The sequence below is a fragment of the Rickettsiales endosymbiont of Peranema trichophorum genome, from assembly GCF_004210275.1.
In the GTDB taxonomy this organism is placed as follows: Bacteria; Pseudomonadota; Alphaproteobacteria; order Rickettsiales; family Midichloriaceae; genus RICK02.
Map to the genome: position 1 here is coordinate 18592 of NZ_SCFA01000099.1, position 20552 is coordinate 39143.

34 protein-coding genes are annotated in these 20552 nt (G+C 42.6%); 32 read left to right on the plus strand and 2 right to left on the minus strand.

What is annotated here, in order from left to right; all coding sequences use genetic code 11:
• Positions 1-12: 12 nt before the first annotated feature.
• Both atpD and EDM53_RS05050 read left to right on the plus strand, forming a co-directional pair.
• Positions 13-1434 carry a F0F1 ATP synthase subunit beta gene (atpD, locus tag EDM53_RS05045; RefSeq protein ID WP_130122570.1) on the plus strand — a complete coding sequence of 474 codons (1422 nt, stop codon included), beginning with the start codon at positions 13-15 and terminating at the stop codon, positions 1432-1434.
• A complete protein-coding gene (locus EDM53_RS05050) occupies positions 1431-1772 on the plus strand; it encodes a FoF1 ATP synthase subunit delta/epsilon (RefSeq protein WP_130122571.1) in 342 nt (113 codons plus the stop codon). The genes atpD and EDM53_RS05050 overlap by 4 nt, the downstream gene beginning before the upstream one ends.
• Positions 1773-1954: 182 nt before the next feature.
• On the opposite strand, the gene EDM53_RS06240 is transcribed toward EDM53_RS05050, so the two are convergent.
• Entirely contained in the window at positions 1955-2110 is a 156-nt protein-coding gene (locus tag EDM53_RS06240; protein WP_165379662.1) for a hypothetical protein, read from the minus strand.
• A gap of 250 nt (positions 2111-2360) precedes the next feature.
• Between EDM53_RS06240 and EDM53_RS05055 the strand changes: the two genes are divergently transcribed.
• On the plus strand, positions 2361-3218 hold the full coding sequence (locus EDM53_RS05055) for a M15 family metallopeptidase (RefSeq protein ID WP_130122572.1): 858 nt from the start codon (positions 2361-2363) through the stop codon (positions 3216-3218).
• Positions 3219-3232: 14 nt separating this feature from the next.
• On the opposite strand, the gene EDM53_RS06445 is transcribed toward EDM53_RS05055, so the two are convergent.
• Positions 3233-3880, minus strand: coding sequence for a hypothetical protein (locus EDM53_RS06445; protein WP_242507894.1), 648 nt, complete (start codon positions 3878-3880; stop codon positions 3233-3235).
• Between the two features lie 49 nt (positions 3881-3929).
• Between EDM53_RS06445 and EDM53_RS06450 the strand changes: the two genes are divergently transcribed.
• From EDM53_RS06450 to EDM53_RS05195, 29 genes are all read left to right on the plus strand, one after another.
• The gene (locus EDM53_RS06450) at positions 3930-4082 is read left to right on the plus strand and encodes a hypothetical protein (protein WP_242507895.1); all 153 of its coding nucleotides are present in this window, start codon (positions 3930-3932) and stop codon (positions 4080-4082) included.
• A 185-nt stretch (positions 4083-4267) separates the two neighbouring features.
• The gene (locus EDM53_RS06455; protein WP_242507896.1) at positions 4268-4429 is read left to right on the plus strand and encodes a hypothetical protein; all 162 of its coding nucleotides are present in this window, start codon (positions 4268-4270) and stop codon (positions 4427-4429) included.
• Positions 4430-4835: 406 nt separating this feature from the next.
• On the plus strand, positions 4836-5207 hold the full coding sequence (gene rpsL, locus EDM53_RS05065) for a 30S ribosomal protein S12 (RefSeq protein ID WP_130122574.1): 372 nt from the start codon (positions 4836-4838) through the stop codon (positions 5205-5207).
• An 11-nt stretch (positions 5208-5218) separates the two neighbouring features.
• Positions 5219-5692 (plus strand): 30S ribosomal protein S7, encoded by a 474-nt coding sequence (gene rpsG / locus EDM53_RS05070; RefSeq protein WP_130122575.1) that lies wholly within the window; start codon positions 5219-5221, stop codon positions 5690-5692.
• Between the two features lie 56 nt (positions 5693-5748).
• A complete protein-coding gene (gene fusA / locus EDM53_RS05075) occupies positions 5749-7779 on the plus strand; it encodes an elongation factor G (RefSeq protein ID WP_130122598.1) in 2031 nt (676 codons plus the stop codon).
• A 13-nt stretch (positions 7780-7792) separates the two neighbouring features.
• On the plus strand, positions 7793-8971 hold the full coding sequence (gene tuf / locus EDM53_RS05080) for an elongation factor Tu (RefSeq protein ID WP_130122576.1): 1179 nt from the start codon (positions 7793-7795) through the stop codon (positions 8969-8971).
• Positions 8972-8985: 14 nt separating this feature from the next.
• The gene (gene rpsJ / locus EDM53_RS05085; protein ID WP_130122577.1) at positions 8986-9309 is read left to right on the plus strand and encodes a 30S ribosomal protein S10; all 324 of its coding nucleotides are present in this window, start codon (positions 8986-8988) and stop codon (positions 9307-9309) included.
• 26 nt (positions 9310-9335) lie between these two features.
• Complete coding sequence (gene rplC, locus EDM53_RS05090; RefSeq protein WP_130122578.1) at positions 9336-10052, plus strand: 50S ribosomal protein L3; 717 nt, start codon at positions 9336-9338, stop codon at positions 10050-10052.
• Positions 10053-10145: 93 nt separating this feature from the next.
• Positions 10146-10781, plus strand: a complete 636-nt coding sequence (gene rplD / locus EDM53_RS05095) for a 50S ribosomal protein L4 (protein WP_130122579.1) — start codon at positions 10146-10148, stop codon at positions 10779-10781.
• On the plus strand, positions 10781-11071 hold the full coding sequence (rplW, locus tag EDM53_RS05100; protein WP_130122580.1) for a 50S ribosomal protein L23: 291 nt from the start codon (positions 10781-10783) through the stop codon (positions 11069-11071). Before rplD ends, rplW begins: the two co-directional genes overlap by 1 nt.
• 3 nt (positions 11072-11074) lie before the next feature.
• The gene (gene rplB / locus EDM53_RS05105) at positions 11075-11890 is read left to right on the plus strand and encodes a 50S ribosomal protein L2 (RefSeq protein WP_130122581.1); all 816 of its coding nucleotides are present in this window, start codon (positions 11075-11077) and stop codon (positions 11888-11890) included.
• Positions 11891-11900: 10 nt separating this feature from the next.
• Positions 11901-12182 carry a 30S ribosomal protein S19 gene (gene rpsS, locus EDM53_RS05110; protein ID WP_130122582.1) on the plus strand — a complete coding sequence of 94 codons (282 nt, stop codon included), beginning with the start codon at positions 11901-11903 and terminating at the stop codon, positions 12180-12182.
• A 24-nt stretch (positions 12183-12206) separates the two neighbouring features.
• Positions 12207-12563 (plus strand): 50S ribosomal protein L22, encoded by a 357-nt coding sequence (rplV, locus tag EDM53_RS05115; protein ID WP_130122599.1) that lies wholly within the window; start codon positions 12207-12209, stop codon positions 12561-12563.
• Between the two features lie 2 nt (positions 12564-12565).
• Entirely contained in the window at positions 12566-13204 is a 639-nt protein-coding gene (gene rpsC / locus EDM53_RS05120; RefSeq protein ID WP_130122583.1) for a 30S ribosomal protein S3, read from the plus strand.
• A gap of 17 nt (positions 13205-13221) precedes the next feature.
• Complete coding sequence (gene rplP, locus EDM53_RS05125; RefSeq protein ID WP_130122584.1) at positions 13222-13638, plus strand: 50S ribosomal protein L16; 417 nt, start codon at positions 13222-13224, stop codon at positions 13636-13638.
• 3 nt (positions 13639-13641) lie between these two features.
• Positions 13642-13854 carry a 50S ribosomal protein L29 gene (rpmC, locus tag EDM53_RS05130; protein WP_130122585.1) on the plus strand — a complete coding sequence of 71 codons (213 nt, stop codon included), beginning with the start codon at positions 13642-13644 and terminating at the stop codon, positions 13852-13854.
• 2 nt (positions 13855-13856) lie between these two features.
• Positions 13857-14096, plus strand: a complete 240-nt coding sequence (gene rpsQ, locus EDM53_RS05135) for a 30S ribosomal protein S17 (protein WP_130122586.1) — start codon at positions 13857-13859, stop codon at positions 14094-14096.
• 13 nt (positions 14097-14109) lie between these two features.
• On the plus strand, positions 14110-14472 hold the full coding sequence (gene rplN, locus EDM53_RS05140; RefSeq protein WP_130122587.1) for a 50S ribosomal protein L14: 363 nt from the start codon (positions 14110-14112) through the stop codon (positions 14470-14472).
• Positions 14473-14485: 13 nt separating this feature from the next.
• Positions 14486-14818 (plus strand): 50S ribosomal protein L24, encoded by a 333-nt coding sequence (rplX, locus tag EDM53_RS05145; protein ID WP_207215488.1) that lies wholly within the window; start codon positions 14486-14488, stop codon positions 14816-14818.
• An 11-nt stretch (positions 14819-14829) separates the two neighbouring features.
• Positions 14830-15378 carry a 50S ribosomal protein L5 gene (gene rplE, locus EDM53_RS05150; RefSeq protein ID WP_130122589.1) on the plus strand — a complete coding sequence of 183 codons (549 nt, stop codon included), beginning with the start codon at positions 14830-14832 and terminating at the stop codon, positions 15376-15378.
• 35 nt (positions 15379-15413) lie between these two features.
• Entirely contained in the window at positions 15414-15719 is a 306-nt protein-coding gene (rpsN, locus tag EDM53_RS05155) for a 30S ribosomal protein S14 (RefSeq protein WP_130122590.1), read from the plus strand.
• A gap of 33 nt (positions 15720-15752) precedes the next feature.
• On the plus strand, positions 15753-16151 hold the full coding sequence (rpsH, locus tag EDM53_RS05160) for a 30S ribosomal protein S8 (protein ID WP_130122591.1): 399 nt from the start codon (positions 15753-15755) through the stop codon (positions 16149-16151).
• Between the two features lie 28 nt (positions 16152-16179).
• Positions 16180-16713: a 50S ribosomal protein L6 gene (gene rplF, locus EDM53_RS05165; RefSeq protein WP_130122592.1), complete on the plus strand. Its 534-nt coding sequence runs from the start codon at positions 16180-16182 to the stop codon at positions 16711-16713.
• 32 nt (positions 16714-16745) lie between these two features.
• The gene (gene rplR, locus EDM53_RS05170) at positions 16746-17096 is read left to right on the plus strand and encodes a 50S ribosomal protein L18 (protein WP_130122593.1); all 351 of its coding nucleotides are present in this window, start codon (positions 16746-16748) and stop codon (positions 17094-17096) included.
• Between the two features lie 22 nt (positions 17097-17118).
• On the plus strand, positions 17119-17703 hold the full coding sequence (gene rpsE / locus EDM53_RS05175; protein ID WP_130122594.1) for a 30S ribosomal protein S5: 585 nt from the start codon (positions 17119-17121) through the stop codon (positions 17701-17703).
• Positions 17704-17722: 19 nt separating this feature from the next.
• Complete coding sequence (gene rpmD, locus EDM53_RS06585) at positions 17723-18088, plus strand: 50S ribosomal protein L30 (protein ID WP_410528562.1); 366 nt, start codon at positions 17723-17725, stop codon at positions 18086-18088.
• A gap of 7 nt (positions 18089-18095) precedes the next feature.
• Positions 18096-18578 (plus strand): 50S ribosomal protein L15, encoded by a 483-nt coding sequence (rplO, locus tag EDM53_RS05185; protein ID WP_130122595.1) that lies wholly within the window; start codon positions 18096-18098, stop codon positions 18576-18578.
• Positions 18579-18615: 37 nt separating this feature from the next.
• On the plus strand, positions 18616-19920 hold the full coding sequence (gene secY, locus EDM53_RS05190) for a preprotein translocase subunit SecY (protein ID WP_207215489.1): 1305 nt from the start codon (positions 18616-18618) through the stop codon (positions 19918-19920).
• On the plus strand, positions 19917-20552 hold a 636-nt coding region (locus EDM53_RS05195; RefSeq protein WP_130122597.1), incomplete at its 3' end, for an adenylate kinase. The genes secY and EDM53_RS05195, both read left to right, overlap by 4 nt.

Here is a 20552-nt window from a genome sequence, read left to right on the forward strand (position 1 = left end):
GAGGGTAAAAGTATGAAAAACAAAGGTGTGATCAAGCAAGTGGTGGGTGCGGTTGTAGATGTGCAGTTTAGTGATGAGCTACCGCCTATACTGAATGCTCTTGAGTGTGACAATGATGGTAGGAGGCTTGTTTTAGAGGTTGTACAGCACATTAGTGAGCATACAGTACGTACCATTGCTATGGACAGTACGGATGGTTTATGTCGTGGCAAGGACGTTGTTGATACGGGTGAGCCTATAATGGTGCCGGTTGGCAGGGGTGTTTTAGGGCGGATTATCAACGTTGTGGGGGAGCCGATAGACAACATTGGTCCTGTGACGGGGACGAATAAGGCATCGATATATGCTTCTGCTCCGAGTTTAGAAGAGCAGTCTACTGCTTCGGAGATTTTGGTGACGGGAATTAAGGTTGTGGATCTTTTAGCTCCTTATGCGAAGGGAGGGAAGATAGGTTTATTTGGAGGAGCTGGAGTTGGGAAGACTGTGATCATAATGGAGTTGATCAATAACATTGCGAAAGCTCACAAGGGTTTTTCGGTTTTTGCGGGGGTTGGAGAGCGTTCGAGGGAGGGTAATGATCTATACCATGAAATGATAGAGTCTGGAGTGATAGATTTGAAAGACTTGAGCAATTCGAAGGTTGCTTTGGTGTATGGTCAGATGAATGAGCCTCCTGGTGCTAGAGCGAGGGTTGCGCTTTCTGGTCTTACTCAGGCTGAATACTTTCGGGATCATGAGGGGCAGGATGTATTATTTTTTGTAGACAATATATTTCGTTTTACGCAGGCTGGTTCTGAGATATCTGCGTTATTGGGTAGAATTCCTTCTGCGGTTGGTTATCAACCTACGCTTGCGACTGAGATGGGTAGTCTTCAGGAGAGAATTACATCCACAAGAAAGGGGTCTATTACTTCTGTACAGGCTATATATGTTCCTGCGGATGATTTGACGGATCCTGCTCCTGCGACTTCTTTTACTCACTTGGATGCTACTACTGTACTTAGTAGACAGATAGCGGAGTTAGGGATATATCCTGCGGTTGATCCTTTGGACAGCACATCGCAAATGTTATCTCCTGACATAGTTGGGGAGAGGCACTACAGGGTTGCGAGGGAGGTACAGAGGGTATTGCAGACGTACAAATCGCTACAGGACATTATTGCTATTTTGGGGATAGACGAGTTGAGTGAGGAGGACAAGTTAATAGTTGCGAGAGCGAGGAAGATACAGCGTTTTTTATCGCAACCGTTTCACGTAGCGGAGGTTTTTACTGGTATACCTGGTAAATTTATATCGCTGGAGGACACGGTTGAGGGTTTTGAGGGTTTAGTGAGCGGCAAGTATGACGATCTACCGGAGGCTGCATTTTTTATGGTGGGGAACATACAGGAAGCGATAGAAAAAGGGAAGAAAATGTCAACGGATAGTGCATGAAAGACATTAAATTAAAAGTGATTACGCCACAGAGTATTTTTATAGATGTGGACGTTGAGATGGTTTTAATACCTGGTGAGTGTGGGGAGTGTGGTGTACTGTCTGGTCATGAGAGTTACGTGATCAATCTTAGGCCTGGGAAGCTTTTGACTTATAGAAACGGGAAGATTGTTCACACGTTTATCACTTCTTTTGGGGTTGCGGAAGTTTTGGAAGATGTTTGCACTATTTTAGTAGACAGTATATCTGTTCAGGATGATCACACTACACTGGACGTTGAACATACGGAAACGAAGCTTCATGAAGTCAAGCATCATGCGGTGCACATTACTGAGTGACTGAGGTATCAATACATTGCCCTCCACCTTGTGCTTCGTCTTCTTCACATTGTCATCAACTATGTTTTAAATGCATTTGCCATCTCGCCACTTCATCTTCCCTTTCTCATACCATTGCTCATTTTTAAATGATTCAAAACGGATTTTGTGAAACTCGGCTCTGCGCAGGTATTTCAATACGCTTACGCAGGCTCATCCTCAAATCCATTTGCCTGATTTAATCTGAAACTTGGTATCACTCCCACGCTTCTCCTTTGCCACTCTCGTCTCCTCTTTGCAATTCCCGCAAAAGCGGAAATCCATTTGTCTTCGCTAACACAGCTCCCCTGCCCTGTCATTACCGCTGCATTTACCTATCTTGGAGAGGTCTATTAGACCTCTTGCCTAACTCATTCTGAGTGGTTATTTTGTCGTCAAAATTTGTCTGCGCTCCTCACATATATAGGATATGCTGCGGTGCTCACCTGCATTTTTCCTAAAAATTCCTCACTCATTTATGAGTTATGCAAGAGGTCTATTGAAATCAAAAGTTGTTGTGCTTATGAATTTTTGTGATACTGAGAGTGCAAAACTTTACACAGTAAGAGCATGTCTAATATCAAACAAAGCAAAAAACTATTTAGAAACACTGCAGGGATCTTGGTACTATTAATACTGTTTGTGTGTTGTAATAGGGCAAGAGGTGGGCTTATTGATGATATCGGGAAGCTTCAGAAGGCTTACCCGAGTCATATCATAGCTGTTTCTGAAAAGTCGATTACGTGGCAAGATGGTACGGTAATGGAAGTAGGCGATTACGATCCTAGTGAGTCGACGGAAGGAAAAATGGAGAATACATCGCTTGCGGATCAAATTGTGGGGGTATCGTATCCTCGTGGATGTATAGATTTGCCTGAGTATTTTTCAAAAAGGCAAGATCCGGGGCGCATTCGTTATGAGCCATTTTTTCAAAAGATGTACGGTACCTCTAAGGATGATGTTGAAAAAAATCTTGTTTTGATAGATTGGATGCCTGACGTTTTCAAGGATGCATCTGGTAAGCCTAAATACTGTTTGCAAGTGACGAGGGTGAATGGGGTGGATCAGAAATTAAAAAGGATTTCTGAAGAGCTTCAGCAATTACCTCCTGCATTTTATCCATACTTAGATAACCCGGCTGGAACTTTTAATTGGAGGTTTATTGCAAATACAAAGAGAATGAGCAGTCACAGCTTTGGGATGGCGATTGATATTAATGTACACAACTCTAGGTATTGGCAATACGATCTAAAGAGAGAAAAGCGTCCTGTGGATGAGAGCGCATCATTGGAATACTATCAAAATAAGCTGCCTTGTGAAATCGTTGAGATTTTTGAAAGGCACGGTTTTATTTGGGGTGGGAAATGGTATCACTATGACACAATGCACTTTGAGTATCGCCCAGAGCTACTGTGGGATGCTAGCTGAAGTGCTTGTGTAGATTACGTAATGATTTGATTTTTCTTAATAGTTTTACTATAGGTGCTACCAACAAAGTATGCGGTGATTATCCATATGACAATCATGAAGATAAACAGCGAGTTGATTACGGACATAGCGAGAATAGGTCCGTAGTGTTTATTCATGATGTTGGAGGCATAATTTAAAGCTTGGCCTGTGTTTCGTGCTAATTTGATGCCGAGTGCATCTATGACGAACTTTGCTTTAAATTGTATGTCTTTGCTTGTGACTATATATAAGCTTTCCCTAATAGGTGCGCCTATTGTGTAGTACATCGCTTTGATGACGATATAGAGCCATATCATGATACCATCGAAGCCAGTGACTATATAGGCCAAGGTAAAGATCAATGTGGATATTGGCATGATAAAGGTGCATATCTTGATGCTCAGAAGTCTCATGATGCTGTTTGTGAGAAATATCGACATAAAGAGGCCTAGGAGATGCATGTAAAGCAACTGCAAGTAGAGCTGTCCTATCATTTGGTCTAGCTCTTGGTGTTGGGACTTTGAATTTACTACTGTTAGGACTCTTTTATAGTTTAAGACCTCGGTGATGGTGTCTGCGAGGAAGACTAATAAAAAGATTCCTAGGACGTAGCGATTTTTAAATAGTAGGCTGATGCCCATCCATATTCCAGTTTTTGTTGTTTTTTCCTCTATTTGTGTGTGGTAGCCTTTGAAAGCGTCGGTATTAACCTTTTTAGTAATCAAGGTTAAAAAGAAGGAGGCTAACAACAACAGCATTGATGAGGTTACCAAAAGCAACTGGAGCTTTGAGATGCTATTTATATTTGTGGTGAGGAAACTGCTGTTTGACAAGAAGAGGTAGGGGAGCAAGGTCATGATGATGCCTGCGACTTTTGAGAGGGAGACGATGAAGCCATAAGTTCTTTGAGCGTTTTGTGGGCTATGTATTGAATTCATAAAGGCCCAGAATACTCCAAGTAGGAATGGGGAGAATGCTTCTACGTATATGAAGAAAAGCCATCCGAATATTCGCCCTGGGGACTTGACTTGGTTTCCGACTCCGATTTCTGGGTGATTGAAGAAGTAGGTGAAGACGAGACCGATGAAACCAAAGAGGGAGGTATAGAAGATGACGAGCTGATGTCTGCGGAAGCGATCGACCAAGTAACCGTCGAACATGATAGCGGGGAAAAGGGTGATGAAAGTTAGCAATTGAGCGGCTGGTATATAATATGGACCGATAATTGTTGAGAACACGCCATATTTTAATTCCTGAGTTAGGGTATATGCTCCCACGATGCAAAAAAACAAGAAGCCGCCAACAATTAGTTTTAGAGATTCTGTGCGATCTAAGGCAAACAGACGGTGTAACAACTTTGGAGCTTTGTCCTTTGTCATTTAGCATTGAGATAAGTGGATTCCTAAGAGAGGAATTGTATACTGTTTTTCTGCTAGCTGCAATATTTTATTATGGATTGATGGTTTGTATAAGTTCCCATTTAGAAAAAAAGGGCTTGACTATCCCAGAAGATTTGTAATAGGATTATCAAACTTAGCTTGTTAATTCTGTATAAAATAGCAGAAGTAAAACGTTATTATGAGGCGTGATATATAAATGACTACTATAAGTCAATTAATACGTAGACCTAGGGTGCGTAAACCTGTGAAATCGAAGTCTCCTGCACTTCAGGGGTGCCCTCAGAAGAGGGGGGTGTGTATAAGGGTGTACACTACAACACCTAAGAAGCCTAACTCTGCGTTGCGTAAGGTATGTAGGGTGAGGCTGACTAACGGTGTTGAGGTGACTAGTTATATTCCGGGTGAGGGTCACAATCTTCAGGAGCACTCTGTAGTGCTTGTGAGGGGTGGTCGGGTTCCTGACTTGCCTAGTGTCCAGTATCATACTTCTCGTGGTGTTCTTGATACACAAGGTGTGAAGGATCGTAAGCAAGCTAGATCCAAGTATGGAACTAAAAGGCCTAAATAGGAAGAGGGAATATGTCTCGTAGAAGAGTGAATAAAAAAAGAGAGATACAGCCGGACGTAAGGTGTGGTGACGTTGTTGTTGCCAAATTTATCAACTGCATGATGTACGATGGTAAGAAGGCTACTGCCGAGAATATTACGTACAAGGCTTTGGACATTGCTTCTGGCAAGCTTGGTGTTGACCCTCTTGAGGTCTTTTTTAAGGGGCTTGAGAATGTGAAGCCTATTGTTGAGCTTAAGTCAAGGCGTGTTGGTGGTTCCACGTACCAGATTCCGATAGAGGTTCGTCCTGAGCGTCAGCTTTCATTGGCTATTAAGTGGTTTATTCGGTGCGCTCGTTCAAGGAAGGGTGAGAAGACGATGTCTGATCGGTTGGCTGGTGAATTTATGGACGCGATCAACAACAAGGGAGGTGCTGTAAAGAAGAAGGAGGATACGCATAGAATGGCGGAAGCTAACAGAGTGTTTGTTCATTATAGGTGGTGAGTAGTCCAGTGAGTAAGCGTGAGACAAAAATAGAGAGTTACAGAAACATTGGGATTATGGCTCACATAGATGCCGGTAAGACCACTACTACAGAGCGTATTTTATATTACACTGGAAAGTCGTACAAGATAGGTGAGGTGCACGAGGGTGCGGCGACTATGGATTTTATGGCGCAGGAGAGGGAGAGAGGTATTACGATCACTTCTGCTGCTACTACTTGTTTTTGGAATGATTGTCGTATCAACATCATAGACACTCCTGGTCACGTAGATTTTACGATAGAGGTGGAGCGTTCTCTGAGGGTTTTGGATGGTGCTGTTGCTGTTTTTGATGGTGTTGCTGGAGTTGAGCCGCAATCGGAGACGGTTTGGAGGCAAGCGAACAAGTACGGCGTACCTAGAATATGTTTTGCCAATAAGATGGATAGGGTTGGTGCGAACTTTTACAGGTGTGTTGACATGATAATCGACAGGCTTGGTGCTGTACCTATAGTTTTGCAGTTACCGATAGGTATAGCTGAGACTTTTGTTGGTGTAGTGGATTTGATAGAGATGAGAGCCATAATCTGGGAGGATGAGTCCTTGGGTGCTAAGTACTCCTACGCTGATGTTCCGTCAGATATGCTTGAGAAAGCGAACGAATATAGGGCGAAGTTGGTGGAGGCTGCTGTTGAGGTTGATGATCAGGTGATGGAATCCTACTTAGCTGGTGAGGAGATTCCTGTAGATGTTCTGAAGCGTTGTGTGAGGAAGGGTACTGTATCTGCGAAATTTGTACCTGTTTTGTGTGGTAGTGCTTTTAAGAATAAAGGTGTTCAGCCTTTACTTGATGCCGTGGTAGATTTTTTGCCTAGTCCTGTTGATATTCCACCTACTAGGGGTATTGATGGTGACACAAAAGAGGTGGTGGAAGTTGAGCCTAATGACTCTGGCAAATTTTTGGCATTGGCCTTTAAAGTGATGAACGATCCTTTTGTTGGTTCTTTGACTTTTATTCGTTTATATTCTGGTTGCTTGAGGTCTTCAAGTGCTGTGATAAACACCACGAAGGATCAAAAGGAGAGGATTGGTCGTATGCTTTTGATGCACGCTAACAACAGGGAGGATGTGAAGGACGCTTATGCTGGTGATATTATAGCGTTGGCTGGTTTGAAGCATACTACGACTGGAGACACTTTAGCGGAAGAGGGTTGTAGTGTTATTCTTGAGAAGATGGAATTTCCTGAGCCTGTGATAGAGGTGGCGGTGGAGCCTAAGACTACGGCTGATCAGGAGAAGATGGGTGTGGCTCTTTCTAGGCTTGCTGCGGAAGATCCTTCTCTAAGAATGAAGGTTGATCACGAATCTGGGCAGACTGTATTAGCTGGAATGGGGGAATTGCACCTTGAGATTATCGTTGATCGAATGAAAAGGGAGTTTAAAGTTGAAGCTAACGTTGGAGCTCCTCAGGTTGCGTATAGAGAGACGATACTGAAGAAGTATGAGATTGACTATACTCACAAGAAGCAATCTGGTGGTGCTGGTCAGTTTGCTAAAGTTAAGATATTGTTTGAACCTTTGGAGCCTGGAAGTGGTTTTATTTTTGAAAATGTGGTTGTGGGTGGTAACATTCCGAAGGAGTACATACCTGGTGTCGAAAAGGGGTTAGAACAAGTGCGTCATGGTGGAATTATAGCTGGTTATCCTGCCATTGACTTTAAGGCTACGTTGCTGGATGGTGCTTATCACGTTGTTGACTCTAGTTCATTGGCGTTTGAAATAGCTGCAAAGGCTGCCTTTAAGGAAGGGATGTCAAAGGCTTCTCCTGTTTTGCTGGAACCTATTATGAAGGTGGAGGTAATATCTCCTGATGAGTTTATGGGGGATGTGATAGGTCACTTGAATAGCATTAGGGGGCAGATTATGGGTATGGAAGCTCAGGGTAATGCTCAGCTAATTAGTGCGTGTGTACCATTGGCCATGATGTTTGGTTATGTGAACACATTGCGTTCTATGACGCAGGGTAGAGCTCAGTACACTATGCAGTTTTCGCATTATGAACAAGTTCCTAATAATATTGCAACAGAAATAATATCAAAATCATCTTAATACGAGGTAAAACATGTCTAAGCAGAAGTACGATAGGAAAAAGCCGCACTGTAATATAGGTACCATAGGTCACGTTGACCACGGTAAGACTACCTTAACAGCTGCTCTTACTAGGATATTTTCAGCGAATCCGATGTCTTATGGTGACATAGATAAGGCTCCGGAGGAGAGAGCTAGGGGTATAACAATCAACACTGCTCACGTTGAGTACGAGAGTGAGACGAGGCACTATGGTCACGTTGATTGTCCTGGACACGCTGACTACATCAAGAACATGATTACTGGAGCTGCTCAGATGGACGGTGCGATATTGGTGGTGAGTGCTGTGGATGGTCCTATGCCTCAGACTAGAGAGCACATAGTGTTAGCTAGACAAGTTGGAGTACCTGCTTTGGTAGTGTTTTTGAACAAAGTAGACATGGTTAGTGATTCTGAGTTACTTGAGCTTGTTGAAATGGAAGTAAGAGAGTTATTAAGTAAGTATGGTTATCCTGGTGATTCGATCCCTGTTATTAGGGGTTCTGCTTTACAGGCTTTAGAAGGCAACAAGGGTGACTTGGGTGAGGTTGCTATTAGGGAATTAGTGAAGAATATTGATGAATATATTCCTATGCCTGTTAGGGAGTTAGACAAACCTTTCTTGATGCCTTTGGAGGATGTTTTCAGCATATCTGGAAGAGGTACTGTAGTGACAGGCAGAGTGGAACAGGGTGTGATAAAAGTTGGTGATGAAGTTGAGATAGTAGGTTTAAGGGATAGCAGAAAGACTGTATGCACTGGCGTTGAGATGTTTAGAAAGGAATTAGACAGAGGAGAAGCTGGTGATAACGTGGGTGTATTGTTGAGGGGTATTGAAAAAGGTGATGTGGAGAGAGGACAGGTTTTGTCGAAGCCTGGTAGCATTACACCACATACCAAGTTTAAAGCTGAAGTGTATATCATGAACAAGGAGGAGGGTGGTAGACACACTCCGTTCTTTAGCAACTATAGACCTCAGTTTTATTTCAGAACGACGGATGTGACTGGTTCCATAGAGTTGTTGGATGGAGCAGAGATGGTTATGCCCGGGGATAACACGACGCTGATTGTTGAATTAATTTCTCCTATAGCAATGGATAAGGGTCTGAAATTTGCTATAAGGGAAGGAGGTAAGACGGTTGGTGCTGGTGTTGTTACTGAAATATTGAAATAAGTACTAGTGCAATTATGAGTTTACAGCAGAAAATAAAGATAAAACTAAGAGCTTTTGATCATAGGTTATTGGAAGCGGCGGTAAGGGACATAGTGGGAGCTGTTAAAAGGACTGGTTCTACTGTGAAGGGCCCTATACCGCTTCCTACACATATTAGAAAGTTTATTGTCAACAGATCTCCCCATGTTGATAAGAAGTCTAGGGAGCAGTTTGAGATGAGGAATCGCACCAGACTTATGGTGATATCTACAACACCTCAGACGATAGATGCGCTTATGAAACTAGATCTAGCTTCTGGTGTAGACGTTGAAGTGAAGTTGATAGATGATGCTCGTTGAACTGTGGTTAATTGAGGGTATATAGTATGAGTATTTCGAGAAGAACAGGTTTAGTTGCTACTAAGCTTGGTATGTCCCAGGTTTTCGATGAGCTTGGCAATGTTGTTCCTGTTACTTTGTTGCATGTTGCAAGGAACGTGGTGCTAAGGAACAAGAAGGTTGATACAGACGGTTATGATGCTGTTGTGATAGGCTACGGTAGAAGCAAACCAAATAGAGTTTCTAAGCCTGTGAAAGGTATGTTTGCTAAACTTCAGGTGGAGCCTACTTGTGCTGTAAAAGAGTTTAGGGTTTCTGCGGATGCTTTTTTGGAGGTTGGTAAGGAGCTATCGGTATCACACTTTGTGCCTGGTCAATTTGTTGATGTTATGGGCACTACTATAGGTAAGGGGTTTGCTGGTCCGATGAAGAGGCATAATTTTTCTGGTTTGGAAGCGTCGCATGGTGTGTCTGTTAGTCACAGATCTCATGGTTCGACTGGTCAGCGTCAAGATCCTGGTAAGGTATTTAAAAATAAGAAGATGGCGGGTCACATGGGGAATGTGAAAGTTTCTCTTCAAAACTTAAGGGTGGTAGATGTAGATTCCGAACTTTCCGTTATTGCTCTGCACGGAGCTGTTCCTGGTAGTAAGGGTAGCGTTGTGTACATTGCGGATGCGGTGAAATCTTTAGTTTTGCCACATGTTCCTTTTCCTGGGGCTTATCTTGATGCTGAGCTGTCTGGAAAAATGGGCGAAATTTAGCTGGACTTAGCTATAGAAAGTGTGTATTAAGAGTTGGTGCGATAGCTGTTCAGGTGTCTATTTTAGGTAAATGTTTTTCTGAAGTGTGTTTTTATGGATACTATAAAAGTAAATGTGGGTAATTTAAAAGGAGAGGTGTCTGGGCAGGTTGGTTTGTGTTCTGCTATTTTTGGGTTAGAGCCGTGTAAGTCTCTCCTTTATAAAGTAATTCACTGGCAACTAGCAAAGAGACGTTCTGGTACTCATCAAGTGAAGGAGAGGGGTGACGTTGCTGGTTCGACTAGGAAGATATACAGGCAGAAAGGTACGGGTGGAGCGCGTCATGGTGGCATAAGGGCCGCGCAATTTAGAGGTGGTGGTATAATATTTGGACCGCATTTTCGTTCTCACGGCTATAAGTTGAACAAGAAAGTGAGGTCTTTGGGGTTAAAGTTTGCTTTATCCAGTAAATTTTCTTCTGAGCAGCTGTTTGTTTTGGACAAGATGGCGCTCGAGGCTCCTAGAACTTCTTTGTTGTTGAATGCTTTAAAGAATTTGCGTGCTGGTGTTGAGGAGTCGGTATTGATAGTTGATGTGAACATTAACGACAATATAAGGGCTTCGTCCGCGAACTTGGTAGGGGTTGATGTTCTTCCTGTGGTGGGTTTGAATGTGTACGATATAGTGCGCCACAAACATTTGATTATTACAACGGAAGCTCTTAATGCTATTGAACAGAGGTTACTGTGATGCAAGACAAATTGTTTGATGTACTATTACATCCTATTCAAACGGAGAAGGCTACGAAGCTTAGTGCTTTTTCCAAGTATGTGTTTAAGGTCAAGGCTGATGCCAGCAAGTCTGCTGTCAGTTCTGCTGTGGAAAAGATTTTTAACGTTAAAGTTGTTAAGGTTAATATTGTCAGGCTGAAGCCTAAGTTAAAGAGGTTTAAGGGTATTGTTGGGCAGCGCCAAGGTTACAAGAAAGCTATTGTTTCTTTGGAGAGCGGGAAAGTATTAGATTTGGGTTTAGGGAGTTAGAAGATGGCGTTGAAGAAGTACAGTGCTGTAACGGCAGGAACGAGGCAACTGGTGCTCGTGGATAGGTCTGGTCTTTGGAAGGGTAGGCCTGTAAGAGAGCTGGTTGTCGGTAAAAACAAGAGTGGAGGCAGAAACAATTCTGGTCGTACTACTGCTTGGCGTAAAAGTGGAGGCCATAAGCAGAAATATAGAGTGGTCGACTTTGTTAGAAACAAGAACGGTATTTCTGCTACTGTTGAGCGTTTGGAGTATGATCCGAACAGAAGTGCTTTTATTGCTTTGATTAGATATGACGACGGTGTGCTCTCTTACATACTAGCTCCGCAGAAGTTATCTGTGGGTGATAAGGTGATGTCTGGTGAGGGTTCTGACATTAGGGTCGGTAATGCTTTACCCTTGAAGAGGATTCCTGTTGGTACCATAGTACACAACGTCGAGCTTAAGCCTGGAAAGGGCGGTCAACTAGCGAGAGCTGGTGGTTCGTATGCGCAGTTGGTTGGTAAGGATGCTGATAACGTGTTATTGAGGTTACGTTCTGGTGAGGTTAGAATGGTACTTGCTGAATGTTCTGCGACTATAGGTGCTGCATCTAACCCTGACAATCAGAACGTAGTTATAGGGAAAGCTGGTAGGAACAGGTGGTTGGGAGTTAAACCATCTGTCAGGGGTATTGCGATGAATCCTGTGGATCATCCGCATGGTGGTAGAACGAATGGAGGTCGTCATCCTGTGACGCCGTGGGGGGTATCCACAAAGGGTAAGAGAACGCGTCGTAACAAGAGGACGTCTCGTTATATTGTAAAAAGAAGGTATAATTAGGAGGTAGGTTATGTCAAGGAGAGCTGTGTGGAAAGGACCTTTTGTTGATGTGCACTTGCTGAAGGCTGCGGAAGCTGTTTTAAGCTCTGGCAAGAACATTGTAATTAAGACTTGGTCTAGGCGGTCTACTATTTTACCTAACTTTGTAGGGTTGACATTTGGGGTCTACAATGGTAGAAAGTTTATTCCGGTTCTTGTGACTGAAAGAATGGTGGGTAAGAAATTTGGAGAATTTTCTCCTACAAGAACTTTTAACGGTCATAGTGCCAATAAAAAAGCAAGTAGAGTATAATTTATGAGTCTTTTAAACCACAGAATGCACTTAGAGCAAGACAGAACTGCTTTTGCTGTTGCCAAGGCTATTAAGGGTAGTCCTCAGAAGCTAGGTCTTGTTGCTGATTTGATAAGAAGAATGCCTGTGGGGGATGCGATGCTGCAGTTACAATTTTCTAAGAAGAGAGTTGCCAGGGTTGTTAGGGACGTTTTAAATTCTGCGGTTGCTAATGCTCAAAACAATCATAACTTGGATATAGACAAGCTTTACATATCAGAGGTTCTTGTAGGTAAGGCATTTGTTTTAAAGCGTATGAATGCGAGGGCTAGGGGTAGGGCTGCGAGAATCCAGAAGCCCTTTTCTAAGCTTGCTGTATTTGTTACTGAGAGAGGTGCATAGGTATGGGTCAGAAGGTTAATCCTATAGGTTTACGCTTAGGTATAATAAAAACTTGGGACTCTCTTTGGTATGTCAGAAATGGTTATGCTGATAAGCTTTTGCAGGATCTAAAGATTAGGTCTTACGTCTCTTCTACTTTTGCTCACGCTGGTGTTAGTGCTGTTCGTATTGAGCGTTCTAACAAGAAGATGAAGGTTGTGATCAATACGTCAAAGCCTGGCGTGATTATAGGGAAAAAAGGTGCTGATATTGAAAAAGTGAAAGAGGTGATCAGAAAATTATCTGATTCGGAGGTTTCAATAAATATAGTAGAAGAAAAGAGGCCGGAATTAAATGCTGTTTTAGTTGCGCAGTCTATTGCTCAGCAGTTAGAGAAGCGGGTGGTATTTAGAAAGGCTGCGAAAAGAGCTATGCAATCTGCCTTGAGGATGGGTGCAAAAGGCATTAAAGTGAGCGTTGCTGGAAGGTTAGGTGGTGTAGAGATTGCAAGGACGGAGTGGTATAAAGAGGGAAGAGTTCCGCTACATACTTTAAGAGCTGATATAGATTATCATCACAGTGAAGCACATACGACTTATGGTGTGATAGGTGTGAAGGTTTGGGTTTATAAAGGTGATAAATTACAAGAAAGAGCTAAGTGATTTAATGGAGATTTTTTATGTTGATGCCTAAAAAAACGAAGTTTCGCAAAGCCTTTAAAGGCAGGGTTTCTGGTCTTTCCAAGAGTGCTACGAAGCTTGACTTTGGGGTTTTTGGTTTGAAGGCTGTAGCGCCTGAGAGGATTACTGCGAGACAAATTGAGGCCGCTCGGAGGGCTATCAATGGTCACCTTCGTAGAGTTGGTAAGTTATGGATTAGAATATTTCCTGACGTTCCTGTATCTAAGAAGCCAGCTGAAGTTAGGATGGGTAGTGGTAAAGGTGCGGTTGAGTACTGGGTGTGTAGAGTCAAGCCTGGGAAGATTATGTTTGAGCTTGATGGCGTCAAGGAAGAGTTGGCGAGAGGTGCTTTTGCTAGGGCTGCTGCGAAGCTTCCTGTGAAGACTAAATTTGTGAAAAGGCTTGGAGAGGAATAGTTTATGAAGATGCGTCAGATTGTAGACAAAACCAGTTCGGAGATTTTGAGTGAGGTTTTACTGCTGAAGCGTGAGCTGATGAACTTGAGATTTAGAAAAAAGGCGGGTGAACTGTCGAATACGGCTAGATTTAAGGTCGTCAGGAAATTGGTTGCCAGGTTTAAGACTGCTTTGGCTGAGCGTTCTCGAAAAATTGATATGAACAAGGGTAATTAAAGATGTCTGGAAAGGTGTTAACTGGTGTTGTGGTTGGGGATAGTGCACATAAGACTATTTCTGTGAAGGTTGAGAGAGTCTTCAAGCATCCTGTTTACCATAAGACTGTTAGAAGAAATCGCAAGTATGCTGTTCACGATCCTGAGAATGTATGTAAAGTTGGTGAAATTGTGAAGATTATTGAATCAAAGCCTATATCTAAAACCAAGCGATGGTCTTTGTTGGAAAAAGTTGTTAAATGAGTGGTAGATACGTATGATTTATCTGAAGACATTTCTTGAAGTTGCTGATAACTCTGGCGCTAAGATGTTACAGTGTGTCAAGGTACTAGGCGGTTCTGATTGTGGTTCTTTGGGAGACAGGATTGTTGTTTCTGTTAAGGATGCTGTTCCGCAAGGAAAGGTAAAGAAGGGAGAGGTTTACAAGGCTGTTATTGTTCGTACTACCAAAGAAGTTAAAAGAGCTGACGGTAGTGTTATAAAGTTTGACAGGAATGCAGCTGTTCTTTTAAACAATCAAGGAGATCCTATAGGTACACGTGTTTTTGGTCCAATACCGCGTGAACTGAGAAATAGGGATTTTATGCGTATTATTTCTTTAGCTCCTGAGGTGCTGTAACATGGTGAACAATTTGATTAAGTTAAAAATAAAGTCGGGTGATAAGGTTATTGTTATTGCTGGAAAATGCAAGGGGATGGCGGGAGAAGTCTTAAAGGTGTTTCCTAAATTGAACAAGGTTATTGTACAGGGTATAAATGTTGTGAGGAAGCATGTTAGGCCATCGAAGTCTGATATGGCTGGCGGCATAAAGGATAAAGAGATGCCGATACATATATCCAACGTTTCATTGCTTGATCCTGTTACCAATAAGCCTACTAGGGTTGGTTTTAAGATTCTTGAAGATGGAAAGAAGCTGAGATTTTGTAAGTCTTCTGGCGAAATCATTGATAATGTAAAAGTATAAAGAGCTCTGGTATGTACAAAAGTAGGTTGCAAGAAAGGTACGAAAAGCAAATTCGTGATAAGTTGAAAGCTCAGTATTCCTATGCCAACGTTTTTGAGATTCCGCGATTGGTGAAGATAGTGGTGAGCCAAGGTATCAAGGAGGCTGTTCAGAATCCTAAGATTATTGAGAAGGCTGCTACGGAGCTGCTGCAAATTACTGGGCAGAAACCTGTTGTACAGAAAGCCAAAAAGTCTATAGCCACGTTTAAGCTGAGACGTGGTATGGAGATAGGGCTGAAGGTTACGTTGCGTCGTCACATGATGTATGAATTTTTGGACAGGTTGGTTAATATTGCGTTACCAAGGGTTAGAGATTTTAGGGGTCTGAGTCCTAAGCAATTTGACGGTATGGGTAACTATTCTTTGGGTTTAAAGGAGCAGCTTGTATTTCCTGAGATTGACTACGACAAAGTTGACAAGGTGCTTGGTATGAATATCACTATAGTGACGACTGCTAAAACTGATGCGGAGGCTAAGACGTTGTTAGAAACATTCGACTTGCCTTTTGTGAGAGGATAAACGATAATTGGTGCAATTAACAAGCGACGGATTTTATGGCAAAGACTAGTTTAGTACAGAAAAATTTGAGAAGACGTTCCCTTGTTCAGAGGGATAAGCAGAAGCGTGCGGCTTTGAAGGCTGTTGTTATGAACAAATCGGTTTCATTGGAAGAGAGGTTTAACGCGATGTTGGCCTTGTCTGCTTGTAACAGGGATGGTGCACCTTCTAGGGTGAGGAACAGGTGTGAGTTAACTGGAAGGCCTAGGGGTGTTTATCGCTACTTTAAACTTTCTCGTATATGTTTGAGATTATTAGGGAACGAGGGGCAGATTCCTGGGTTAACTAAGTCAAGTTGGTAAATAAAACAGTTATTGTAAAAATAAGAGGTGTAGATGGCTTTATCGGATGTGTTAGCGGATGTTTTGACGAGAATAAGGAATGGTCAGATGGCCAAGCTTCCTTTTGTCACTGTTCACTCTTCAAAGCTTGTTAAGTCTGTCTTGAAAGTCCTGCATCAAGAAGGTTACATATCCCAGTTTGAAGAACTTGAGGACAGGAAGGGAGTTAATTTCATCAAGGTTGCTTTGAAATATCATGATGGAAATCCTGTGATTGCAATGATAAAGAGGGTATCTACGCCTGGCAGAAGATCTTATACCAAGGTTGCTGATTTACAGAAGGTGTATGGAGGTTTAGGCATAGGGGTGCTATCTACTTCAAAAGGCGTTGTGTCTGATCACGAAGCGAAGCAGCTGAATGCTGGTGGTGAAGTGCTTTGTTATGTATATTAGAGAAATAATTTATTACTGGTTGTAAGATATGTCTAGAGTAGGTAAATTGCCGATTGTTGTAGGAGGGAACGTCAAGGTGTCTTTGAGTGGCACGTCTCTTGAAGTTTCTGGGCCGAATGGTGTGCTTGCAAGGACTTTTCCGTCTGAAGTGACTGTGGTATATGAGGATGGTAAGATTTCTGTGACTCCGGTAGACGATACTACAAGGGCGAGAGCGATGTGGGGTCTGACGAGACAGTTGATATTTAACATGGTGGAAGGCGTGTCAAACGGTTTCACCAAGAAGCTAGAAATCACTGGAGTTGGATTTAAGGCAGAGAATCACACTAACCTTTTAAAGCTATCTTTGGGTTATAGCCACCCTATTCTTTATGCTATTCCTGCCGGTATTAAGATACAATGTGAGAAGCCTACATTGATTTCTGTCAGTGGATATGATAAAGAATTGGTTGGTCAGGTGAGTGCTGAGATACGCGCTTTGAAGAAGCCTGAACCGTACAAGGGGACGGGTATAAAGTATGAAGGTGAGAAGATAAGGCGTAAGGAAGGTAAGAAGAAATAAATGGTGAACAAAGGTAAAGTAGGGTAAGGTTTATGCTCAAGGCTAGTTTTGACAAAAGGAAGTGCAGGGTTCGTATTGCGATTGCTCGGAAGTCTCGAGGCAAGTTTCGTCTTTCTGTGTTTAGGTCGAATAAGAACATATACGCACAGATCATAGACGATGCGAAGGGTGTGACGTTGGCTGCTGCATCTACTAAGAATAAATCGTTTAAGGGCCCTGTTGGAGTTAATGTTAAAGCGGCTGCAGAGGTCGGAAAGCTGATAGCTTTATCCGCTTTGGAAAAAGGCATTAAGGAGGTTGTCTTTGATAGAGGTGGCCGTATATACCATGGTAGAGTGAAGGCTTTAGCTGATGCTGCCAGGGAGCATGGTTTAAAATTCTAATGTTGACGTGTATGAGGTGAAAATGCGTACAGAGAGCGGTAACCAAGAAATTTTTGATAAACTAGTATATGTCAGCAGGTGCGTCAAGGTTGTGAAAGGCGGGCGTAAGTTTAGTTTTTCTGCGATTGTTGTATCGGGAGATGGCAAGGGGAAAATTGGAATTGGTTTAGGTAAGGCTGCTGAGGTTATGGATGCTAGGGAAAAGGCTGTACATCTTGCGAGAAAGCAGATGATTAGAATTCCTCTGAGAGACGGGAGAACCTTGCATCACGACATCACTGCTTCTTACTGTTCTGGAAAGGTTATAATGCGTTCGGCTCCATCTGGAACTGGTGTGATAGCTGGAGGGGCTGTGAGGTCTTTGTTGGAGGTGTTGGGTATTCAGGATGTTGTTGTGAAGTCTGTTGGGACGAGCAATCCGCACAACATGTTGAAGGCTGCTATGAAGGGTTTAAAGCAAATAAAATCTCCTAGGTATATAGCTCAGAAGCGTGGTAAGAAAGTGGGAGAGATAGTCGGGAAAAGGGAGCATGGTTTGAAAGTGACCATTAAGAGCGATGCGGCACCTTTAGATGGCTTTGATACAAGCGAGATTACAACAGAATAGGTGTGGTATACATAATATGATGAACGATAGCACTGAAAAGAAAACAATAAAGAAGGCTAAGGTTCCTGCTAAGGGTTTGAAAGCAGTTGTCCAGGAGGGCGACGAGCGGAGTTTAAAGCATGATGATCCTGTGCTCTGTACTGGAGCTGGGATGAAGGGCAAAGGAAAGAAGAAGTCATTAGTGTTTGAGGGGTGTTCTACTACGCATGGTAGAATAAGGATCAAGCAAATAATTGGAAGTGCGGGTAAGTCTGATAAGCACTTAAAAAACTTGAAGGGTCTTGGTTTAGGTAAAATTAACAAGGAAGTGGAGTTAGAGGATACTTGTGCTGTTAGAGGTATGATCCAGAAGGTAAAGCATCTAATCAAGATTATGGTTCAGTGAGGGCAAAATGTTAAATACACTAAGAGACTCTGTAGGTGCGAGGAAAAAGAGTAAGAGGTTAGGCAGGGGTATAGGCTCTGGCAAGGGGAAGACGTGCGCGAGAGGTGGTAAAGGTCAGACTGCGCGTAGTGGTGTTGCTTTAGGAGGCTTTGAGGGTGGCCAGATGCCGTTGTACATCAGGTTGCCTAAAAGGGGATTTAAGACAAATAAGCAAGCGTTTTCTGTGATTAACTTTGATAAACTAGAACTTTTAGCGAGCAAAGGGCTCATAGATCCTTCTTCTGTGACCATCGATGATTTTAAAAGAGTGGGTGTACTCAACGGTCATGGTACGAGACTGAAGCTGCTTGCTACTGGTGCTCTTAAAACGAAGTTTAATTTAGAGGTACACGCTTCATCTAAAAAAGCTGTTGAAGTGTTAGAGGGGCTTGGTGGTAGGTTGAGCTTAATCAAAGAGTCCGAGAGAAAAGCGGAAACCAGTATTTTATAAGTTTGAGATGTCAGTGTCCAAGAGATCAGCGAGTCCTATGACGACTTCATTAGACAAGATGGCGGAATTGAGGGCAAAGATCTTTTTTGTTCTATTTGTGCTGATAGTGTACAGGATTGGTACTTACGTACCGTTACCTGGTGTGGACTCGATAGCGTTGGAGTACGCGGCGAATGCTCAAGCGGGAGGGCTGCTTGGGATGCTTAATATGTTTACTGGAGGTGCTGTTGGTAGGCTTTCCATTTTTGCTTTAAATATCATGCCGTACATTACTGCGTCGATTATTATGCAGCTGATGACTGTGCTTTCTACGGACATGGCTGCTATGAAGAAGGAAGGGGAGTCTGGCAGAAAGAAAATAAACCAATATACACGGTATTTGACTGTTGTGTTAGCGCTCTTTCAGGGCTACGGGATTGCTGTTGGTCTTGAGAGCATGACATCGAGTCAGGGAGCTATCATTACTAATCCTGGTTATTTCTTTCGAGTGACTGCGATGGTGAGTTTGATGGGAGGTACGCTGTTTGTGATGTGGTTGGGAGAGCAGATATCGGTTAAAGGTATAGGAAATGGAAGCTCTATAATTATATTTGCTGGTATTGTTTCTGGGTTACCTGTTGCTTTGGCGTCTTTTTTTGAGATGGGTAAGACTGGAGCTATTTCAGTGTTTGTAATACTATCGATAGTGGTATTGGTTGTAGGTTTGATCGTACTGATAGTATTTATGGAGAAAGCTCAAAGGAGAATACTGGTACAGTATCCAAAGCGTCAGGTTGGGAACAAAATATATGGTGGTGACTCAACGCATTTACCTTTCAAAATCAATACTGCTGGGGTTATACCGCCTATTTTTGCAAATTCTTTGTTATTATTTCCAATAACGGTGGTGGGTTTTGCTGGTGTTGAGCACTCGCAATGGAAGTACTTTATTGTTCAATACTTGTCACACGGTAAACCACTTTACATTCTTTTATACATATTTTTGATATGTTTTTTTAGTTTTTTCTACACGTCTATCATATTTAATCCTGAGGAGACTGCTGAAAACTTAAGAAAGAATGGTGGTATAGTGGTTGGTAGAAGGCCTGGCAAGAACACAGCAGATTATTTTGACTACATTTTGACGAGATTAACCATTATAGGTGCGTTGTACATTTCTTTTATTTGTATTGTGCCGGAATTTTTAATATCTGAGTATTCGGTTCCATTTTATTTGGGTGGTACTAGCCTACTGATAGTTGTGAACGTTGTAGTAGACGTATTTTCACAAATTCAGACATACCTTCTGGTTAATCAGTATGAGGGTTTGCTTAAGAAGGCCAGACTAAGGGGAGTTAGATGAACATTGTCTTGTTTGGGGGACCTGGTTCTGGAAAGGGTACTCAGGCTCAATATCTTTCAAGACTTTACGACTTACCAGCTATATCAACGGGTGACATATTAAGAAATACTGTTAACGTAGATCAATCTTTGAAGAAAAGGGTTGAACGGTTGTTGGCAGAGGGTCAACTTGTGCCTGACGATGTGATTGTGGAGTTGCTTGAGGAGAGGATTAAGCAAGATGACTGCAAGAGTGGAGTGATTTTGGATGGTTTTCCTCGTAATACGAATCAAGCTAAGATGCTTGGTGGGATTTTGGGTGACGAGCATTTAAAGAGTACGGTGATCATCTTTTTAGATGTCCCGGAGGATGAGCTGATCAAAAGGCTGACGGGTCGGTTTACGTGCAAGAGCTGTGGTGAAGTGTATCATAAAGTCTATAAAAAGACCTTGAAAGAGGGGGTTTGTGATCGGTGTGGTTCTAGTGAGTTTGCATATAGGGATGATGATCATCACAATGCGGTTCAAGAGAGACTGCGTGTATATGCGGAAACAACGATGCCGGTTACGGAATACTTTGATGGAGCTAACAAGTTGACAAGAATCAACAGTATTGGTTCGATGGGCGAAATATTTGAGAGCATTAAAGCTGTT

Bases quoted from the DNA above. Each gene is read 5' to 3' on its own strand.
- rplN (WP_130122587.1), top strand. From the start codon at position 14,110: ATGATTTATCTGAAGACATTTCTTGAAGTTGCTGATAACTCTGGCGCT.
- rpsJ (WP_130122577.1), top strand. From the start codon at position 8,986: ATGAGTTTACAGCAGAAAATAAAGATAAAACTAAGAGCTTTTGATCAT.
- fusA (WP_130122598.1), top strand. From the start codon at position 5,749: ATGGCTCACATAGATGCCGGTAAGACCACTACTACAGAGCGTATTTTA.
- rpmD (WP_410528562.1), top strand. From the start codon at position 17,723: ATGAACGATAGCACTGAAAAGAAAACAATAAAGAAGGCTAAGGTTCCT.
- EDM53_RS06240 (WP_165379662.1), bottom strand. From the start codon at position 2,110: ATGACAGGGCAGGGGAGCTGTGTTAGCGAAGACAAATGGATTTCCGCT.
- EDM53_RS06445 (WP_242507894.1), bottom strand. From the start codon at position 3,880: ATGGGCATCAGCCTACTATTTAAAAATCGCTACGTCCTAGGAATCTTT.
- rpsQ (WP_130122586.1), top strand. From the start codon at position 13,857: ATGTCTGGAAAGGTGTTAACTGGTGTTGTGGTTGGGGATAGTGCACAT.
- rplD (WP_130122579.1), top strand. From the start codon at position 10,146: ATGGATACTATAAAAGTAAATGTGGGTAATTTAAAAGGAGAGGTGTCT.
- rplB (WP_130122581.1), top strand. From the start codon at position 11,075: ATGGCGTTGAAGAAGTACAGTGCTGTAACGGCAGGAACGAGGCAACTG.
- rpsC (WP_130122583.1), top strand. From the start codon at position 12,566: ATGGGTCAGAAGGTTAATCCTATAGGTTTACGCTTAGGTATAATAAAA.
- rplR (WP_130122593.1), top strand. From the start codon at position 16,746: ATGCTCAAGGCTAGTTTTGACAAAAGGAAGTGCAGGGTTCGTATTGCG.
- rpsG (WP_130122575.1), top strand. From the start codon at position 5,219: ATGTCTCGTAGAAGAGTGAATAAAAAAAGAGAGATACAGCCGGACGTA.
- rplP (WP_130122584.1), top strand. From the start codon at position 13,222: ATGTTGATGCCTAAAAAAACGAAGTTTCGCAAAGCCTTTAAAGGCAGG.
- rplC (WP_130122578.1), top strand. From the start codon at position 9,336: ATGAGTATTTCGAGAAGAACAGGTTTAGTTGCTACTAAGCTTGGTATG.
- rplF (WP_130122592.1), top strand. From the start codon at position 16,180: ATGTCTAGAGTAGGTAAATTGCCGATTGTTGTAGGAGGGAACGTCAAG.
- EDM53_RS05055 (WP_130122572.1), top strand. From the start codon at position 2,361: ATGTCTAATATCAAACAAAGCAAAAAACTATTTAGAAACACTGCAGGG.
- rplE (WP_130122589.1), top strand. From the start codon at position 14,830: ATGTACAAAAGTAGGTTGCAAGAAAGGTACGAAAAGCAAATTCGTGAT.
- EDM53_RS05050 (WP_130122571.1), top strand. From the start codon at position 1,431: ATGAAAGACATTAAATTAAAAGTGATTACGCCACAGAGTATTTTTATA.
- rpsL (WP_130122574.1), top strand. From the start codon at position 4,836: ATGACTACTATAAGTCAATTAATACGTAGACCTAGGGTGCGTAAACCT.
- rpsN (WP_130122590.1), top strand. From the start codon at position 15,414: ATGGCAAAGACTAGTTTAGTACAGAAAAATTTGAGAAGACGTTCCCTT.
- tuf (WP_130122576.1), top strand. From the start codon at position 7,793: ATGTCTAAGCAGAAGTACGATAGGAAAAAGCCGCACTGTAATATAGGT.
- rpsH (WP_130122591.1), top strand. From the start codon at position 15,753: ATGGCTTTATCGGATGTGTTAGCGGATGTTTTGACGAGAATAAGGAAT.
- rpmC (WP_130122585.1), top strand. From the start codon at position 13,642: ATGAAGATGCGTCAGATTGTAGACAAAACCAGTTCGGAGATTTTGAGT.
- rpsE (WP_130122594.1), top strand. From the start codon at position 17,119: ATGCGTACAGAGAGCGGTAACCAAGAAATTTTTGATAAACTAGTATAT.
- secY (WP_207215489.1), top strand. From the start codon at position 18,616: ATGACGACTTCATTAGACAAGATGGCGGAATTGAGGGCAAAGATCTTT.
- rplW (WP_130122580.1), top strand. From the start codon at position 10,781: ATGCAAGACAAATTGTTTGATGTACTATTACATCCTATTCAAACGGAG.
- rplO (WP_130122595.1), top strand. From the start codon at position 18,096: ATGTTAAATACACTAAGAGACTCTGTAGGTGCGAGGAAAAAGAGTAAG.
- atpD (WP_130122570.1), top strand. From the start codon at position 13: ATGAAAAACAAAGGTGTGATCAAGCAAGTGGTGGGTGCGGTTGTAGAT.
- rpsS (WP_130122582.1), top strand. From the start codon at position 11,901: ATGTCAAGGAGAGCTGTGTGGAAAGGACCTTTTGTTGATGTGCACTTG.
- rplV (WP_130122599.1), top strand. From the start codon at position 12,207: ATGCACTTAGAGCAAGACAGAACTGCTTTTGCTGTTGCCAAGGCTATT.